Genomic DNA, 17,791 nt, shown 5'->3' on the forward strand with positions numbered 1-17,791 from the left:
AGGCACGGTGCACGATGGCGGGATGGCGAGCACGCGACCTTCCGTACCCCGGCCGCAGCTTCCGCAGCTCTCGCTGCCCGACCTCACCCCGTACGAGGGGCCGGGCCTGGAGCCGGACGGCGACCACGACACCGAGTCGCTCACCGGCCTCGACCTGTCGCGCGCGGACGGCGGCGGCAGCACCTTCCTGGACTGCGCGCTGCGGCAGTGCGACCTGACCGAGACCCGGCTGAAGCGTGCCCGCCTGATCGACTCCGTCCTGGAGGGCGTCACCGGCGTCGGCACCGACCTCGCGGACGCGGAGCTGAGGGACGTCGAGCTGACCGGCGCCCGGCTCGGCGGCGCCCAGCTGCACGGCGCCCGGCTGACCCGGGTGCACGTCCGCGGCGGCAAGCTCGACGTCCTCAACCTGCGGCAGGCCACGCTCGTGGACGTGACCTTCGACGGCTGCGTCCTGGTCGAGCCGGACTTCGGCGGGGCGCGTCTGGAGCGGGTGTCCTTCCGCGACTGCGCCCTGCGCGGTGCCGACCTGTCCGCCGCCCGGCTGCGCGACGTGGACCTGCGGGACGCCGCCGAACTCGGCTTCGCGGGCGGCGTCGACCGGCTCTCCGGCGCCGTGATCGGCACCGGGCAGCTGATGGACCTGGCTCCGGCGTTCGCGGCCCAGCTGGGGGTGCGCGTCCTGGACTGAGGTCGGATGAGGGCGGACGGGAAGGAGTCAGGAGAGCGTGCGGTACCGGCCGCGGAAGTAGGTGAGCGGGCCGGTGCTCTCGCCGTGCCGGACGGACGAGGTGAGGACGCGGGCGATGACCAGGTTGTGGTCGCCCGCCCGCACCCGCTGCTCGGTGTGGCACTCCACGACGGCCAGCGCCTCGCGCAGCAGGGGTGCGCCGCTGGCCTCGCCGCGGTCGTGCGGCAGCTCCTGGAAGAGCAGCCGGTCGCTGAGGCGCCCCTTCATCGCGAACCTGCCGGCGATGTGCCGCTGCCCCTCGGTGAGCAGGCACGCCGCCCAGCGCGGCTGCCGCTCCAGCACCTCGTCCATGCGTGACCCGTCCCGCACGCTGACCATGACGAGCGGGGGTTCCAGCGAGACGGACAGGAAGGCGGTCGCGGTCATGCCGACGTCCTCGCCGCGGGGCCCGTCGTCCGGGTCGTGGGCCGACACCAGGACCACTCCGGCCGCCAGCCGGGCCATGGCGGCCTTGAACTCCTCCTCGCTCACCCCTTCAGGATGGGGCACGGGCGTCTTCGTCGTCTGCTGCTGCAATGCTCGGGACACGTCAGAAGACGGTATCCGGCGTCGCACCGCCCCCGCATCGGACCTGGGAACCAGGCAGGACCTAGGTCCTGTCCGGCCCGGCGCCCCGACGTCCCCGCCGCCGGGCCTCCGGCCTGGTGACGGCGGGAAACGGACGGCCGACGTCCGGTCCGTGCCGATTCGGTGTCCTGTCCGCGCTGTTTTCGCGCGGGTTGTGCGCCCCTTTCGCGCCCCGTCCAGTGACTTGAGTCACAGAAGCGATTTAATGTTGACCCTGTGTACCGGCTGTGGTGCTGACTGTGATTCAGTGGTCACCTGCACGTGCACGTGCACGGGAACGCGCGCGCCGGGAGGCGCGCGGAACGCTCGCGGAGCCGACGTTCACGCCGAAGCTCAGGGGGAGGCGATGGAGACAGAGTCGGAGCCCTACGTCCGCCTCGCCAGTCTGCGGGCCCTGCACCAGGCGGTGGCGAAGCTCAACACCGCACGCAGCATGGCCGACACCCTCCAGACCATCGCCGACGGCGTCGTCGAGGGGCTGGGCTTCGAACTCTGTGCCGTCAACTTCGTCCGCCCCGACGGCGACCTGGTCGTCGCCGCCGTGGCCGGCAGCGAGGCCGCCGAGACGGCCATGGCCGGCCGGGTGGGCTCCCGCGCCTCCTGGGAACGGCGCCTCGCGATGGGCGAGCCGTCCGGGTCGCTGCGCTTCATCCCCTGCCACGAGGGCTGGATACTCGACAACGACGACGTCCCCCAATGGCACACGCCCGCACCGGTCAGCGACGACACCGACCGCTGGCAGCCCAGCGACCGCCTCTTCGCGCCGCTCTACACCTCCGGCAGCGAACTGCTCGGCGTGATGTCCCTGGACAAGCCGCGCAACGGCCGCCGCCCCGGCACCTGGACCCTGGAAGCCCTCCAGCTCTACACCACCCAGGCCGCCATCGCCCTCTCCAACGCCCGGCTGCGCGCCAACATGCAGCGCGCCCTGGTCCGCCTCGAACGCGAGCAGCAGGCACTCCGGGCCAGCGAGGAGAGCTTCCGCCAGGCGTTCGAGTACGCGCCGAGCGGCATGGCCGTCGCCGAGATGGGCGGCGACCAGCACGGCCGCCTGATGCGCGCCAACGACGCGCTGTGCCGGCTGCTGGGCCGCCCGGCCGCCGCCATGCGCCGCTACTCCTTCTCCGACCTCGTCCACCCCGAGGACATCGGCACGCTGCTGCGCACCTCCGCCGAGGGGGGCCGCGCCGAGCTGCGCCTGGCCCGGCGCGACGGCAGCTACGTCTGGGTCTCGCTGCGCAACTCCGTCGTCGCCGACGCGGCCGACGGGCCCCGATTCCTGCTGACACACGTCGAGGACATCGAGGAGCGCAAGCGGCACGAGATCCAGCTCGCCCACCGCGCCAGCCACGACTCCCTCACCGGCCTGCCCAACAGCGCCGAACTGCGCGCGCGGCTCGGCGCACGGCTGTGCGCCGGCACGGCCGGAGCACCGGGCGGTGCCGACGGGGGCATCGGACCGGTGCTCACCCAGGCGCCCCGCCCGGCGGCCGACCCGACCGTCGCGCCGCTGACCGACCCCGCCGCGGCGACCGCCGCGGGCCTGGGGGCGCTGGAGGCCTTCGAGGGGCCGTACGACACCCCGGCCTCCGGAATCCCCGCCTTCGACCGCTACGCCGCGCACCACGACCACGCGGTGCCGCCGCACCACGACGGGCAGAAGGGACTCGCCGTCCTCTTCTGCGACCTGGACGGGTTCAAGTCGATCAACGACCGGTTCGGCCACCACTGCGGCGACGCGGTGCTGATCGAGGTCGCACGCCGGCTCTCCGCGGGCGTACGCGACAACGACACCGTGGCCCGCCTGGGCGGCGACGAGTTCGTGGTGCTGGCGGACGGCGTCGGCCCCGCCGAGGCCCAGGACCTGGCGGTGCGGCTGCGCAACGCCATCATCCCGCCCATCCGCGTCGACGGCCGCGCGGTCCGGGTCGGGGCGAGCTTCGGCATCGGCTGGGCGGCCTGCGGCATGACGGCCGAGGAGGTCCTCCAGTCCGCGGACCAGCGCATGTACGTGGAGAAGCGCTCCCGGTCCGGCGGCCGCCGCCGCGCGGGCTGACGGGTCGCCGCGCGGCGTCCGCACCGCGTGTCGCCGTCCGTGTCCCGAGGGTTGAGACGTGCCCCGACGGCCGGGGGGGCACGGGACGTGCGGTGAGCTGGGACTTCGCCGGTTGTCCGACGGGTGATCACTTCCGCGTTGGCGTCGGGCCCACCCCCGGGATGTAGGCTCGGCCGGATACCTGACGCAGAGGGAGTGACAGGGGATGACCGCCGAGAACCAGGGCACGGGTGCGCCGGAGGGCGACGATCCGTTCGCCTATCTGTACCGCCAGGAAGGCGGCGGCGCGGAGGGGCGCGCGGCGACGGCACCGCAGCCCGGGGTCCCCCGGCGTTCGTACAACCAGGTCCGCGCGGTCGGCGAACGCCAGTACGGCGGACAGCAGACCTATGGCGGGCAGCAGGCCCACGGCGGCCGGCAGGGCGGCCAGGCCACCGCGTTCCAGCAGCACGGCACCGGCAGCCCCAGCGCGCACTATGCGGCGCCGGAGACGATGCCCGGCGGCCGCGCCGCGGTCCGCCGGCAGGGGGACGGTTCCAAGGGCGGCCCGTCCGGCCGTGGCCGTGGCGGCCGCGGGTCCGGCGGCAACCGCAACGGACTGCTGATCGTGGCCGTGGCCGTGGTCGCCGCCGTGGTCATCGGCATCGGTACCGCGATGCTCTTCAACAGCGACGACAGCGGCGGCACGGGCAACCCGCAGGCCGGCACCACCCCGACCGCGGGCGCCGGCGGCGAGGAGCAGGACACCGGCGGCAAGGACGAGGGCCAGAAGGACAAGCCGCTCGACCTTCCCACCGAGGACGCCGCCGCGCTGACGCTGGCCGGCAAGGCCACCGCGGCGAACACGGTCCCCGGCGCCCAGAGCCGCAACGGGTCGTACGTGACGATGCCCAACGCCGGTGACAGCGCGACCTGGAGCCCCGAGGTGCCGAAGGCGGGCAAGTACACCGTGATGGTCCGCTACTCCGTCCCCGGCCGGGACGCGGACTCCACCCTCGTGGTCAACGGCGACCCGCACGACCGGCCGCTGAGCATGAAGAACTTCGCCAACGCCAAGAAGGGCGACTGGGAGAAGGGCTGGACCACGAGCTACTCCTACGTGGTCCTCGAGGAGGGGAGGAACGACATCACGGTGTCCTGCGAGCAGGGCAACACGTGCGCGTTCGCCCTCGACCAGATCTGGCTGAAGCCCGGCTGGAAGGGCTGACCGGGCCGAGCCCCGCCGCGTCCGCGCGCCCCCGGTCCCCGCGTCCCCTGGGCCGTCACGCCGCCGCCGTCCGCTCGGTGACCTCGACGCGGGGCAGCATCTCGGCGTAGACCGGGGCGTCGAACTCCCCGGCGGCCGGGGCCGCGACGGTGGCCGCCGACAGGGCCACCGCGCGCACCAGCCGGTCCGGCCAGGAGAGGCCCTCGACCAGACCGGACAGCAGCCCGGCGACCGCCGAGTCCCCGGCGCCCGCCGGGTTCCCCGCCAGCCGGCGCGCCGGGGCCGCCCGCCAGACGCCGTCCTCGGTGAGGGCCAGCATCCCGTCCGGGCCGAGCGACGCCGCGACCTCCCGCGCGCCCCGGCGACGCGCCTCGCGCGCCGCCCGCAGCGGCTCGTTGGTGCCGGTGATGCCCGCCAGTTCCGCGACGTTGGGCTTGACGACGTCCGGACGGGCGGCCAGCCCGCGCCGCAGCGGCTCGCCGCTGGTGTCCAGCAGCACCGGCACGCCCGCGCTCCTCGCCTCCCGCACCAGCGTCCCGTACGCGCCGACCGGTACGCCCGGCGGCAGGCTGCCGCACAGCGCGACGGCCCGGCACCGGCCGCCGCCGGCCGCGAGCAGGTCCCGGTACGCGGTCAGGAACGCCGTCCACTCCTCCGGGGCGACGTGCGGGCCGGGCTCGTTGAGCTGGGTGGTGTCGCCGGTGGCGTCGTCGATCACGGCGACCGTGCGGCGGGTCTCGCCGTCGACGGCGACGAGGGCGTCCGTGAGCGAGCCGGCGTCCGGTGCGGCCGCGGCGTCCTCCGCCCGGCGGGCGAGCAGCGTCCGCACCTCCTCGCCCGTACGGCCGCCGGCGAAGCCGGTGACCACCGCGTCGTGGCCGAGCGAGGCGAGCACGCGGGCGACGTTCAGCCCCTTCCCGCCGGGTCTGACCCGCACCTCGCGCACGCGGTGTGTGCCGTGCCGTTCGAGGCGGGGGACCCGGTAGCCGACGTCCAGGGCGGTGTTGAGCGTTACCGTCAGGATCACGCGGATCCACCCCCTGAGTACACGTGCGCCGTTCCCTCGTCGTAGTACGAAAACCTGATGTGCGGGGGTGATCATGCCATCGCGTGGCGGCCGAGCACAGACCTCGGCCCCGTCGGCTTACCGGCGGTCACCCTGCCGGCGGCGGAACCACCCACTCGCCCTTACGCATCACGGCGGTCAGCGCGAAGTCCGTGTCCAGCACCACCAGATCCGCGTCCTTCCCGGCCTCCAGCGAGCCGACCCGGTCGAACACGCCCAGCAGGCGCGCCGGGTTGGCGCTCAGCGCCCGCACCACGTCCGCCACGGGAAGCCCGTCCACCGTGACCGCGCGGCGGAACGCCTGATCCATGGTCAGCGTCGAGCCCGCGATGGAGCCGCCCTCCACCAGCCGGGCCACGCCGTCGCGCACCTCGACCTCCAGCGGGCCCAGGGGGTACACGCCGTCGCCCATCCCGGCCGCGCCCATCGCGTCCGTCACGAACGCCACCCGGCCCGGCCCGGCCGCGCGGAACGCCACACCGAGTGCGGCCGGGTGCAGGTGCGTGCCGTCGTCGATCAGCTCGACGGTGACCCGTTCGTCCTCCAGCAGCGCCGCCACCGGACCGGGCGCGCGGTGGGCCAGCGCGGGCATCGCGTTGTAGAGGTGCGTGGCCACGGTGGCACCGGCGTCGATCGCCTCCCGGGTGGCGTCGTACGTCGCGTCGGTGTGCCCGACGGCAGCCACGACGCCGTGCTCGACGAGCAGCCGCACCGAGTCCAGCCCGCCGGGCAGTTCCGGGGCGAGGGTCAGCATCCGGGCGGTGCCGTGCGCGGCGTCCAGCAGCTTCCGCACGTCCGCCGGGTCCGGGTCGCGCAGCAGCTCCGGCTGGTGCGCGCCGCACCGGTTGCGGGCGATGAACGGGCCCTCGAAGTGCACGCCCGCCAGGTCGCCCTGCTGCACCAGTTCGCTCAGCGCGCCCGCCTGCCGTGCGAGATCGTCCAGGTCGCCGGTCACGGTGGAGGCGACCATGGTGGTCGTGCCGTGCCGGCGGTGCGTCCCGACGACCGTCAGCGCCTCCTGGGGCGTGCCTGCGGAGAAGGAGGCGCCGCCGCCGCCGTGCACGTGCATGTCGACGAAGCCCGGCACCAGCCAGTGGCCGGTCAGCTCGTGGGTGTCCACCTCGTCGTCCGCGGTGGCGGCGGTGACCGGCGGCACCGCCTCGCCCGGACGGGTGGCGACGGCGGCGATGGTGCGACCCCGGACCGTCACCCGGCCGCCGTCCGCCACCCCGTCCGGCAGGACCACCCGGGCCCCGGTCAGGACCGTTCGTCGTGTCTGCGCCGTCATCGGCTCACAACCTCCGCGGAGAGAAGATCCCAGGCGAGGAGTCCCGCGCCCAGGCAGCCGGCGGCGTCACCCAGTGCCGCCGGGACGATCGAGGGCACGTGCTGGAAGGTCAGCCGTTCGGTGACCGCGGCCCGCAGCGGGTCGAACAGGGTGGCGCCGGCCTCCGCGAGTCCGCCGCCGATCACCAGCGTCCGCGGGTCGAGCAGCGTCACCGCGACGACGAGGCCGTCCGCCAGCGCGGCGACGGCGTCCCGCCACACCTGTGCGGCGCGCGCGTCGCCGGCCGCGACCGCGGCAGCGGCGTCCGCCGCCGTCGCCGTCGCGACACCGCTCGCTTCCGCCCACGCGCGGCCCACGGCGGACGCCGACGCCAGGGTCTCCATGCAGCCGCGCCGCCCGCAGCCGCAGGGCGGGCCGTCCGGGCGCAGCACGACGTGGCCGATCTCCCCGGCGCCGCCGTGTGCTCCGGGTTCGATGCGTCCGTCGATGCCGACGGCTCCGGCGATCCCCGTGCCGAGTGCGACGAACAGGAACCGGTCCACCCCCGAGCCCGCGCCGATGCGGGCCTCGGCGAGCCCGCCGGCCCGCATGTCGTGCCCGAGCGCCACGTGCGGTGTGCCGAGCCGTTCACGCAGCCGGTCCCGCAGGGGCACGTCCCGCCAGCCCAGGTTCGCCGCGAAGACCGCCGTGCCGCCGGCCTCGTCGACGATGCCGGGTACGACGACGCCCGCGCCGCGCGGCTCGGCGCCGAGCCGTGCCACGCCCTCCGCGCGCAGCTCGGCGACGAAGTCGAGGACGGCGCCGACGACCGCCTCCGGGCCGCTCTCGCGCGGTGTGCCGCGGCGCGCCTCGTACAGCGGCGTCCGCCCGGCGTCCGGCCCCAGCAGCGCACCCTTCATCCTGGTGCCGCCCACATCGAGGGCGATGACGTATGGACTCACGGGGACAGTCTCCCGCGTCCACCCGTGAGAGGTCTAGTCCACTTGCGCGATCTTTATCGACGTGTAGGGAGGTCCGGGGTTCCCGGCGCGAGTAGGTTTGTCGCATGAGTGCGCACGCGGACACGGAGGCGGATGACGGGGGCGGCCTGTCCGAGCGGGACAGGGCGGTGCTCGCCGTCGAACGGCGCGGCTGGTCCGGTCCGGGCGAGAAGGAACGCGCCATACGGGAACGGCTCGACATGTCCCCGACGCGGTACTACCAGTTGCTCAACGCGCTCCTGGACGACCCGCGCGCACTGGCGCACGACCCGGTGACCGTCAACCGCCTCCGCCGCCTCCGCGAAGCCCACCGCGCCCACCGCTGACCGCCCCGGCGGGCCGCACCGACGGCCGGATCGGCGGTGCGCCCCGCCGGCCCGCGAACGACCCCCCTCCGCGGCGCTGCGCGCGCGGGCGGTGCTGCGTGCGGCCGGGAGAGCCCGCGAGGTCGGCGGCGCGGGCCGTGCTCCGGCGTGGCGTTCGGCGACACCGGACGCACCGGTGGGCGACGGTCGCGGGTCGCCGGCGTGTGGGCGCCCTCGCCGCCGGTCACCGGATGCCCCGCGCCGGGCCCGGGCGCCCGGGACGGGGACTCCCGCTGCGGCGGGAGGCCGAGGCGTCGTGCGAGTGGGCGGTGTGTCGGCCGTGAGTCGGCCCGCGCAGGGCCGACGCGTGGGTAGGGTCGGACCCATGGGCAGCGACCTCGGTTCTCTCCCCCCGTCCTTCACCCGGCGATGCCCGGCGCCCCTGACCCCCGCCGGGCGCCGTGGTCTGGAGAAGCTCTTCGAGCAGCCCGGACGGGCCCTGCTCGCCCTGGACTTCGACGGCGTGCTCGCCCCGATCGTGCCGGACCCGGAGCAGGCACGGGCGCACCCGGACGCCGTCCCGGCCCTGGCCCGGCTCGCGCCCCACCTCGCCACGGTCGCCGTCGTCACCGGCCGGCCGGCCGCGACCGCCGTCGAGTACGGCGGCCTCGCCGGCGTGCCGGACCTGGACCGCATGGTGGTGCTCGGCGCCTACGGCGCCGAGCGCTGGGACGCCGTCACCGGCGCCGTCGAGGCGCCGCCCCCGCACCCCGGAGTCGAGGCCGTGCGGGAGGAACTGCCCGGCGCACTCGCCGACGTCCCCGGTACCGACGGCGTGCACGTCGAGGACAAGGGCGGCGCGGTCGCCGTGCACACTCGCCGCGCCGCCGAGCCGGCCGTCGCCTTCGCGCGGCTGCGCGAGCCGATGGCGGCGCTCGCCGCACGGCACGGACTGGCCGTCGAACCGGGGCGGATGGTGCTGGAACTGCGCCCGCCCGGGATGGACAAGGGCCGGGCTCTGACCGACCTCGCCCGCGAGACGGGCGCGACGTCCGTGGTGTACGCCGGGGACGACCTCGGTGACCTGGCCGCATTCGCGGCCGTCGACGCGCTGCGCAGCGAGGGCGTCGGCGGCCTGCTGGTGTGCAGCGGCAGCGACGAGGTACGCGAACTCGCCGACCGCGCCGACCTGGTGGTCGACGGCCCGGACGGCGTGGTCGCGCTGCTGGAGGCGCTGGCCGCCGCCCTCGGCCCGGACGGGAACGCCGGGGCCTGAGCCCACCTGTCCGGCTCGCCGTCGGGCGAGGGCATGAGGCGGCCGATCACGGGGGAGGCACCCGGTGTGCGCGTGATGACCTGGAACCTGTGGTGGCGCTTCGGCCCGTGGGAGCGGCGCTGGAAGGCGATCCGGCAGGTCCTGCTCGACGTCAAGCCCGACGTCCTGGGCCTGCAGGAGGTGTGGTCGCACGGCGACGACTGCCTCGCCGACCGCCTCGCCAGGGACCTCGGCATGTACTGCGTGCGCGCCGACTCCGACGCGCCCGGGGGCTGGCAGCGCCGGCTCGACGACCCGGACGCGCACGAGATCGGCGTCGGCAACGCCGTGCTGAGCCGGTGGCCGGTCGTCGACAGGGCCCGGCTGCGGCTGCCCACCGACGGCGGCCGGGCGGACGGACGGCTCAGCCTGCACGCGCTGATCGACGCTCCCGGCGGCAGGCGGGTGCCGTTCTTCACCACCCACCTCAACTCCGGCGCGCACGAGTCGGCCGTCCGCTGCGCCCAGGTGCGGGCGCTCGCCGCGTTCGTCGCCGAGTACCGCGCCGGCACGGACTTCCCGCCGGTGCTCACCGGCGACTACAACGCCTGGCCGGACAGCGACGAGATGCGGCTGCTGGGCGGTCTGCGCACCGCGCCGCCGGTCGGCCGTCAGGTCTTCCTGGACGCCTGGGAGTTCGCCGCGCCGGGCCTGCCCGAAGCCACCTGGGACGCCGCCAACCCCCACGTCGCGGCCCGCCGGGACCCGAGCGTGCGCATCGACTACGTCCACGTCGGTCCGCCCGGGCCGGGCAACGTCGGGCACGTGCGGTCGGTACGGCGGGCCGGGGACGGACCGGTGGACGGCGTCTGGCCGTCGGACCACCTGGCCGTGGTCGCCGACCTCGCCCTCGAGGAGGAGGACTGACGTCCGCGGCGGACCGGCGTCCGGGGCGACCGGTCCGGGCGACCGGCGCGGCCTCAGCCGCGGAGCCCCTCCAACTGCTCCAGGAACCAGTCGGCGGGCGGCAGCGCGGTGGCCGCGTCGGCGAGCCGCTTGGACCGTTCGGCCCGCTCGCCCTTCGGCATGCTCAGCGCCTCGTGCAGCGCCCGCGCGGTCTCCGCGATGTCGTACGGGTTGACGGTCAGTGCGTCCTCGGCCAGTTCGGCGTACGCGCCCGCCTCCCGGGACAGCACCAGCGCGCAGCCCTCGTCGGAGACCACGGGGACCTCCTTGGCGACCAGGTTCATGCCGTCGCGGATGGGGTTGACCAGGGCCACGTCCGCCATCCGGTAGGCGGCCAGCGAACGGGCGAAGTCGTCCTCCACGTGCAGCACGACGGGGGTCCACGCCGGCGTGCCGAAGTCGGCGTTGATCTCCTCGGCGACCTCCGCCACCTCCGCGGTGTACTCCTGGTACACCGCCAGGTCCTGCCGCGAGGGGTAGGCGAACGCCAGGTGCACCACCCGCCCCTGCCACTCCGGGTGGTCGGTGAGCAGGCGGCGGAACGCGTACAGGCCGCGGACGATGTTCTTCGACAGTTCGGTGCGGTCCACCCGCACCACGATGCGGCGGTCGCCGCCGCCGACCTGGGCGCGCAGCTGTTGCCGCCGCTCCGCGACGTCGTGGCGCCGGGAGCGCTCGCGGAGGAAGTCGCCGTCCGCGCCGAGCGGGTGCACGCCCAGGCGGGTGGTGCGGCCCTCGTGCACGACGTGGACGCGGCCGTCCCCGCCGGTCGTCACCTCCGCGCCCAGCACCTCCGCGCAGCAGTCGGCGAAGGCCCGGGCCCAGCGGGTGGTGAGGAACCCGGCGCGGTCCGCGCCGAGCACCCCGCGCAGCACGTCGGCGGCGACGTCGTCGGGCAGCATCCGGTAGTAGTCCGGCGGCGCCCACGGGGTGTGCGAGAAGTGCCCGATCCGCAGGTCGGGCCGGCGTTCGCGGAGCAGCGCGGGCACCAGGGAGAGGTGGTAGTCCTGCACCAGCACGGCCGCGCCCTCGGCGGCCTCCTCCGCCAAGGCGTCGGCGAACGCGGCGTTGTACGCCTCGTACGCCGCCCACTGCCGGGCGAACTCGGCGTCGAAGGAGGGCTCCACCGGCGTCCGGTAGAGCAGGTGGTGCACGAACCACAGCACGGAGTTGGCCACGCCGTTGTAGGCGCCGTCGTGCACGTCGGCGGGGATGTCGAGCATCCGCACGGCCTGGCCGCCGGTGTCGGCGGAGTCCAGCCGCCGCCCGGCGCGGGAGGCGGCCTCCCGGTCGGGGGAACTCAGGGCGGAACACACCCAGACGGCCCCCGTCTCCGGGCCGATCGCGCTCAGCCCCGACACGAGGCCCCCGCCGCCCCGTCGGGCGGTGAGGCGGGCCGGGTCGTCCTCGGCGGGGCGGTAGGCGACGGGGCCTCTGTTCGACGCGACGAGTACCTGGGCGGAGCGCTCAGCGACCATGGCCGGAGCCTAGCCGTCCGCGCTCCCGCGCAAACGTACGCCGCTCCCGTGCCGCCGCACGCCTCCGCGCCGCCCGCCCGGTCCCGCGCGGGCGGGAGGAGACGCCGTGGCAGGGGCCGGGCACCCGGGTCGGTCAGGCGGGGCGGCGGGCGGCGTACTCGGGGACGCTCAGCATCGGCGGCCGCTCCACCTCGTCCACGGCGAAGGTCCGGGCCGCGAAGCCGCCCGCGTCCGCCCGGGCGAACTGCGTCAGGCGGTGCCGCACCGCGAGCTCGTCGCCCCCGCGGGGCAGCCGTACCTCCGCCGTGCGGAGGATCGCTGCGGCCATCCGCCCCAGCGCCTGACCGTCCTGGTGCCGGTGCCGCCGCGCGCCGACGTCCACCTGGGCCAGCGCGTCCAGGCCGGCCAGGCCGAGCGCGTCCACCAGCAGGCCCAGCTCCACGCCGTAGCCGACGGGGAACGGCAGCCGTTCCAGGAGCGTGCGCCGCGCCGCGTACTCGCCGCCGAGCGGCTGGACGAAGCCCGCGAGGCGCGGCCAGTGGAGGTTCAGCAGCGGCCGGGCGACCAGTTCGGTGACCCGGCCGCCGCCCTCCGGGCTGGCGCCGAACGGCCGGTCGTACATCGCCTTGACCAGTTGCAGGCCGGGATCGGTGAGCAGCGGGCCGACGATCCCGGAGACGAAGTCGGCGGAGAAGTCCCGCAGGTCGGCGTCGACGAAGCAGACGATCTCGCCGCTGGTCGCGAGCAGCGAGCGCCAGAGCACCTCGCCCTTGCCGAGGACGGCGGGGACCCGTGGCAGCACCTCGTCGCGGTGCACCACCTTCGCGCCGGCCGCGGCGGCGACCTCCGCCGTACGGTCGGTGGAGCCGGAGTCGAGCACGAGCAGCTCGTCGACCAGCGGGTGAGGGCCGTCCATCAGGTCGCGGCGGATCACGGCGACGATCTCGCCGACGGTGGCCTCCTCGTCGAGGGCGGGCAGCACGACGCTGACGCCGCCGGCCGGCCCGGCGGCGCGTTTCGCCGCGGCGAGCGCCGGGAGCGGGCGGTCTGCCGCCGCCCAGGAGCGGCGGTCCAGCCAGTCGCGGACCTCGTCCAGCACGTCTGCTCTCCTGCTGCTTTCCTGTAGGTGTCGGAACCCGCCCCCGCTCCAGCGTGCCGCCGCGCGAGCGTACGGCGCCGCTGCGACCGCACTGCGGGCACCGCGTCTCGCGGTGCGGACGCCCCGCAGGCGGTGCGGGAGCCTTGGGCTACAGTCTTGAACAACGCGACCGGCCCGGACATGGCGGGGTCGGACGCACGGGTCCGAGTGACCCGACCCACAACTTCACACCGCTCATCCAGAGGGGCAGAGGGAACGGCCCGATGAAGCCCCGGCAACCCTCCAGCCGGTCTCGCGCATCCAGGCGGGCCCCCGGCTAGGGAAGGTGCCAATTCCGGCTCGTGGCGAGATACGCCACGGGGAAGATGAGGAGAAAGGGCCTCGCCTTCATGGCTGTGCAAGCTCCCGAGCAGTCCGCCGACACCTCCGCCGCAACCGCTGCCGCCGACGTTTCACTCGGCCCCGCCGTCGCTCTGTCCTGTCGCGAGTGCGGCGCCCGCAACCCGCTGGGGCCGCTCTTCGCCTGCGAGGAGTGTTTCGGCCCGCTGGAGGTCGCGTACGACCTGCCGACCGGCGACCCGGAGGGCCTGCGGAAACGGATCGAGGCCGGTCCGGCGAGCATCTGGCGCTACGCGCCGCTGCTGCCCGTCCCCGCCGACGTCGCGGATCAGCCGAACACCGACCCCGGGTTCACCCGGCTGGTGCAGGCCGACAACCTGGCCCGCGAACTGGGCGTCGCCGCGGCGGGCGGCACGCTGCACGTCAAGGACGACTCCGGCAACCCGACGCACTCCTTCAAGGACCGGGTCGTCGCCATCGCCGTCGAGGCGGCCCGCGCCTTCGGCTTCACCACCCTCTCCTGCTCCTCCACGGGCAACCTGGCCGGCGCGGTCGGTGCCGCCGCGGCCCGTGCCGGCTTCCGGTCCTGCGTGTTCATCCCGCACGACCTGGAGCAGGGCAAGGTCGTGATGGCCGCCGTCTACGGCGGCGACCTGGTCGGCATCGAGGGCACGTACGACGACGTGAACCGTTTCTGCTCCGAGCTGATCGGCGACCCGCTGGGCGAGGGCTGGGGTTTCGTCAACGTCAACCTGCGCCCCTACTACGGCGAGGGCTCCAAGACCCTGGCGTACGAGATCGCGGAGCAGCTCGGCTGGGAGCTGCCGGACCAGATCGTCATCCCGATCGCGTCCGGCTCCCAGCTCACCAAGATCGACAAGGGGTTCAAGGAGCTGATCGCGCTCGGCCTCGTCGCGGACAAGCCGTACCGGATCTTCGGCGCGCAGGCCGAGGGCTGCTCCCCGGTCTCCCGCGCCTTCAAGGACGGTCACGACGTCGTACGGCCGGTGAAGCCGGACACGATCGCGAAGTCCCTGGCCATCGGCAACCCGGCGGACGGCCCGTACGTGCTGGACATCGCGCGGCGCACCGGCGGCGCGGTGGAGGACGTCACCGACGCGCAGATCGTCGACGCCATCACGCTGCTGGCCCGCACCGAGGGCATCTTCGCGGAGACGGCGGGCGGGGTGACCGTCGGCGTCACCCGGAAGCTGATCGAGGACGGCCTGCTGGACCCGTCGCTGAACACGGTGGTGCTGAACACCGGTGACGGGCTGAAGACGCTGGACGCCGTCGCGGACGCCGCCCGGCCCAGCGCGACCATCCGCCCCAGCCTGGACGCGTTCCGCGACGCGGGCCTGGCCTGACGCGGCCCGGGCGTCCCGCGGCGCCGTGCCGCCGCGTCCCCCTGCTGCGCACTGCTGCGCACTTCGAACCCACGGAAGGTGAACCCATGAGCGTCAACGTCCGCATCCCGACCATCCTGCGCACCTACACCGGCGGCCGGGCCGAGGTCCCGGCCGAGGGGGTCACGCTGGCCGAGGTGCTGGCCGACCTCGAGAAGAACCACACCGGCATCGGCGCCCGGGTCCTGGACGACTCCGGCAAGCTGCGCCGCTTCGTGAACGTCTACGTGAACGACGACGACGTGCGCTTCGCCGAGGGCCTTCAGACGCCGACGCCGGACGGCGCGGGCGTCTCGATCATCCCGGCGGTCGCCGGCGGCTGCTGACGCGCCCCGGCGCGGGCAACGGCGCGCGGAACCGCGCGGGAAGCGCCGGGGAACGGAATCGCCTCCTCCGACACGGAAACGGAGGGGGGGATTCCGCGTTCCGCGAGGGAGTAGAGTGAAGCCGTTCCCCTTCTGTGAATGCCGCGCGCATATGAGAACGCGACAACTTCTGCGCGAATTCGATGTCTCTTTTGCCGCGCCTGTGCCGGTTTGCCTCTTCACGATTGCCCCGCTTTCCCGCACTTTCTCCCCACATTCCGTGAAGTGTCGTGCCCCGATTTCTCGTCCGCCTGACCTGTTGCAGACGGCGTTCGGACAGATACATTCAGCGGCGGTCGACGCGTTCCGGCGCACACCACCGGCTCCGCCGGGGGTGAGGTCTGACCCGGGTCCGCGAAGTGCGGGCTCGTGCAAGGGCCAGTAATAGGGGAGTTTGCAATGGCTCAGGGCACCGTCAAGTGGTTCAACGCGGAGAAGGGCTACGGCTTCATCGCGGTCGACGGTGGTGCGGACGTGTTCGTCCACTACAGCGCGATCCAGATGGACGGCTACCGCACCCTGGACGAAGGACAGCGGGTCGAGTTCGAGATCTCGCAGGGTCAGAAGGGGCCGCAGGCGGACATGGTCCGCGTGACCGGCTGAGCGCCGACCGGTACCGACCGACGTAACCGACAGCAGCAGGGCCCGCATCTCCACCAGGAGGTGCGGGCCCTGCTCGTGTCCGTCGGGTGCCGCGGGGGTGGGGTGCTCTCCGTCCGGCCGGCCGTCCCGGGGTGCGGTGGACGCTTGCACTCGAGGGGGGAGAGTGCTAATCATTGGCGTTAGCACTCTGAAGGTGAGAGTGACAGCAGGACCGGGTCCGGTGAGGCCCGCAGGCCGGGTGGGGCAAGGAACCGCCGGGTCCGCAGGTCGTCCGTCGCGGGCGCCGGCACGGTCCTTCGAAGCCCACCCGAGTCCCGGAGGACCACTTCCATGGCCAAGATCATCGCGTTCGACGAGGAGGCGCGGCGCGGCCTCGAGCGCGGGATGAACCAGCTCGCCGACGCCGTCAAGGTCACGCTCGGCCCCAAGGGCCGGAACGTCGTGCTGGAGAAGAAGTGGGGCGCTCCCACCATCACCAACGACGGTGTCTCCATCGCCAAGGAGATCGAGCTCGAGGACTCCTACGAGAAGATCGGCGCCGAGCTGGTCAAGGAGGTCGCGAAGAAGACGGACGACGTCGCCGGTGACGGCACGACGACCGCGACCGTTCTCGCCCAGGCGCTGGTCCGCGAGGGTCTCCGCAACGTCGCCGCCGGCGCCAACCCGATGGCGCTGAAGCGCGGCATCGAGCGCGCCACCGAGGCCGTCTCCGCCGCCCTGCTGGAGCAGGCCAAGGACGTGGAGACCAAGGAGCAGATCGCCTCCACGGCCTCCATCTCCGCCGCCGACCCCCAGATCGGCGAGCTGATCGCCGAGGCCATGGACAAGGTCGGCAAGGAAGGCGTCATCACCGTCGAGGAGTCGCAGACCTTCGGGCTTGAGCTGGAGCTCACCGAGGGCATGCGCTTCGACAAGGGCTACATCTCCGCCTACTTCGCCACCGACATGGAGCGCATGGAGGCGGAGCTCGAGGACCCGTACATCCTCATCGTCAACTCCAAGGTCGGCAACGTGAAGGACCTCCTTCCGCTGCTGGAGAAGGTCATGCAGTCGGGCAAGCCGCTGCTGATCATCGCGGAGGACGTCGAGGGCGAGGCCCTGTCCACCCTCGTGGTGAACAAGATCCGCGGCACCTTCAAGTCCGTCGCGGTCAAGGCCCCGGGCTTCGGCGACCGTCGCAAGGCCATGCTCGGCGACATCGCCATCCTCACCGGCGGCCAGGTCATCTCCGAGGAGGTCGGCCTCAAGCTGGAGAACGCCGGTGTCGAGCTGCTCGGCCGCGCCCGCAAGGTCGTCATCACCAAGGACGAGACCACCATCGTCGACGGTGCCGGCGACAGCGAGCAGGTCCAGGGCCGGGTCAACCAGATCCGCGCCGAGATCGACAACTCCGACTCGGACTACGACCGCGAGAAGCTCCAGGAGCGCCTCGCGAAGCTGGCCGGCGGCGTGGCCGTCATCAAGGCCGGCGCCGCCACCGAGGTGGAGCTCAAGGAGCGCAAGCACCGCATCGAGGACGCCGTGCGCAACGCCAAGGCGGCCGTCGAGGAGGGCATCGTCGCCGGCGGTGGCGTGGCCCTGCTCCAGGCCTCCTCGGTCTTCGAGAAGCTCGAGCTGGACGGCGACGAGGCCACCGGTGCCCAGGCCGTCAAGCTGGCGCTGGAGGCTCCGCTGAAGCAGATCGCCGTCAACGGCGGTCTCGAAGGCGGCGTCATCGTCGAGAAGGTGCGCAACCTGCCCGTCGGCCACGGCCTGAACGCCGCGACCGGCGAGTACGTCGACATGATCACCGAGGGCATCATCGACCCGGCCAAGGTGACGCGCTCCGCGCTGCAGAACGCCGCCTCCATCGCGGCGCTGTTCCTCACCACCGAGGCCGTCATCGCCGACAAGCCCGAGAAGGCCGGCGCCGCCGCCGACCCGACCGGTGGCATGGGCGGTGACATGGGCTTCTGATCCTCGCGGATCGACGCCTGAACCTTCGAGCGGCCCCCTCCCTTCGCGGGAGGGGGCCGCTCGCGCGTGTGAGATACCGCACCGGGTGAACGGCGATTACCGCC

The 17,791-nt window shown here is 74.0% G+C and carries 16 protein-coding genes and 1 riboswitch; of the genes, 10 read left to right on the forward strand and 6 right to left on the reverse strand.

Going from position 1 to position 17,791, the window contains the following annotated elements; all coding sequences use genetic code 11:
* The first annotated feature begins 22 nt into the window (after positions 1 to 22).
* The gene (locus tag K304_RS0123455) at positions 23 to 691 is read left to right on the forward strand and encodes a pentapeptide repeat-containing protein (protein ID WP_027765701.1); all 669 of its coding nucleotides are present in this window, start codon (positions 23 to 25) and stop codon (positions 689 to 691) included.
* A 27-nt stretch (positions 692 to 718) separates the two neighbouring features.
* Here the strand turns inward: K304_RS0123455 and K304_RS0123460 are convergent, their stop codons facing one another.
* Positions 719 to 1,279, reverse strand: a complete 561-nt coding sequence (locus K304_RS0123460) for a flavin reductase family protein (protein ID WP_486591784.1) — start codon at positions 1,277 to 1,279, stop codon at positions 719 to 721.
* Positions 1,280 to 1,664: 385 nt separating this feature from the next.
* Here K304_RS0123460 and cdgB point away from each other — a divergent pair, with 385 nt between their 5' ends.
* Both cdgB and K304_RS0123470 read left to right on the forward strand, forming a co-directional pair.
* Positions 1,665 to 3,374: a diguanylate cyclase CdgB gene (gene cdgB / locus K304_RS0123465; RefSeq protein WP_027765703.1), complete on the forward strand. Its 1,710-nt coding sequence runs from the start codon at positions 1,665 to 1,667 to the stop codon at positions 3,372 to 3,374.
* 205 nt (positions 3,375 to 3,579) lie between these two features.
* On the forward strand, positions 3,580 to 4,581 hold the full coding sequence (locus K304_RS0123470; RefSeq protein ID WP_027765704.1) for a CBM35 domain-containing protein: 1,002 nt from the start codon (positions 3,580 to 3,582) through the stop codon (positions 4,579 to 4,581).
* A gap of 55 nt (positions 4,582 to 4,636) precedes the next feature.
* On the opposite strand, the gene K304_RS0123475 is transcribed toward K304_RS0123470, so the two are convergent.
* The 3 genes from K304_RS0123475 to K304_RS0123485 all read right to left on the reverse strand — a co-directional run bounded on the left by K304_RS0123475 (position 4,637) and on the right by K304_RS0123485 (position 7,876).
* Positions 4,637 to 5,608, reverse strand: a complete 972-nt coding sequence (locus K304_RS0123475) for a 1-phosphofructokinase (RefSeq protein WP_027765705.1) — start codon at positions 5,606 to 5,608, stop codon at positions 4,637 to 4,639.
* Positions 5,609 to 5,735: 127 nt separating this feature from the next.
* Positions 5,736 to 6,935: an N-acetylglucosamine-6-phosphate deacetylase gene (gene nagA / locus K304_RS0123480; RefSeq protein WP_027765706.1), complete on the reverse strand. Its 1,200-nt coding sequence runs from the start codon at positions 6,933 to 6,935 to the stop codon at positions 5,736 to 5,738.
* A complete protein-coding gene (locus tag K304_RS0123485; protein WP_037791525.1) occupies positions 6,932 to 7,876 on the reverse strand; it encodes an ROK family protein in 945 nt (314 codons plus the stop codon). The genes nagA and K304_RS0123485 overlap by 4 nt, the downstream gene beginning before the upstream one ends.
* A 104-nt stretch (positions 7,877 to 7,980) precedes the next feature.
* Here K304_RS0123485 and K304_RS0123490 point away from each other — a divergent pair, with 104 nt between their 5' ends.
* The 3 genes from K304_RS0123490 to K304_RS0123500 all read left to right on the forward strand — a co-directional run bounded on the left by K304_RS0123490 (position 7,981) and on the right by K304_RS0123500 (position 10,402).
* The gene (locus K304_RS0123490) at positions 7,981 to 8,241 is read left to right on the forward strand and encodes a DUF3263 domain-containing protein (protein ID WP_027765708.1); all 261 of its coding nucleotides are present in this window, start codon (positions 7,981 to 7,983) and stop codon (positions 8,239 to 8,241) included.
* 364 nt (positions 8,242 to 8,605) lie between these two features.
* Positions 8,606 to 9,496 carry a trehalose-phosphatase gene (gene otsB / locus K304_RS0123495; protein WP_027765709.1) on the forward strand — a complete coding sequence of 297 codons (891 nt, stop codon included), beginning with the start codon at positions 8,606 to 8,608 and terminating at the stop codon, positions 9,494 to 9,496.
* A gap of 66 nt (positions 9,497 to 9,562) precedes the next feature.
* Positions 9,563 to 10,402 carry an endonuclease/exonuclease/phosphatase family protein gene (locus K304_RS0123500; RefSeq protein ID WP_027765710.1) on the forward strand — a complete coding sequence of 280 codons (840 nt, stop codon included), beginning with the start codon at positions 9,563 to 9,565 and terminating at the stop codon, positions 10,400 to 10,402.
* A gap of 53 nt (positions 10,403 to 10,455) precedes the next feature.
* Here the strand turns inward: K304_RS0123500 and K304_RS0123505 are convergent, their stop codons facing one another.
* Positions 10,456 to 11,919, reverse strand: coding sequence for a trehalose-6-phosphate synthase (locus K304_RS0123505; protein WP_027765711.1), 1,464 nt, complete (start codon positions 11,917 to 11,919; stop codon positions 10,456 to 10,458).
* A 133-nt stretch (positions 11,920 to 12,052) separates the two neighbouring features.
* Positions 12,053 to 13,018, reverse strand: coding sequence for a glucosyl-3-phosphoglycerate synthase (locus tag K304_RS0123510; protein WP_027765712.1), 966 nt, complete (start codon positions 13,016 to 13,018; stop codon positions 12,053 to 12,055).
* Between the two features lie 231 nt (positions 13,019 to 13,249).
* Positions 13,250 to 13,390, forward strand: a riboswitch (SAM riboswitch).
* Between K304_RS0123510 and thrC the strand changes: the two genes are divergently transcribed.
* The 4 genes from thrC (at position 13,384) to groL (ending at position 17,687) form a co-directional block, all read left to right on the forward strand.
* Entirely contained in the window at positions 13,384 to 14,724 is a 1,341-nt protein-coding gene (thrC, locus tag K304_RS0123515; RefSeq protein WP_051308754.1) for a threonine synthase, read from the forward strand. (Overlaps the previous riboswitch by 7 nt.)
* An 86-nt stretch (positions 14,725 to 14,810) precedes the next feature.
* Entirely contained in the window at positions 14,811 to 15,089 is a 279-nt protein-coding gene (locus K304_RS0123520) for a MoaD/ThiS family protein (RefSeq protein ID WP_027765714.1), read from the forward strand.
* A gap of 438 nt (positions 15,090 to 15,527) precedes the next feature.
* Complete coding sequence (locus K304_RS0123525; protein ID WP_016472377.1) at positions 15,528 to 15,731, forward strand: cold-shock protein; 204 nt, start codon at positions 15,528 to 15,530, stop codon at positions 15,729 to 15,731.
* A gap of 330 nt (positions 15,732 to 16,061) precedes the next feature.
* On the forward strand, positions 16,062 to 17,687 hold the full coding sequence (groL, locus tag K304_RS0123530) for a chaperonin GroEL (protein ID WP_027765715.1): 1,626 nt from the start codon (positions 16,062 to 16,064) through the stop codon (positions 17,685 to 17,687).
* Positions 17,688 to 17,791: the final 104 nt, after the last annotated feature.

The organism is Streptomyces sp. CNS606, from assembly GCF_000426325.1.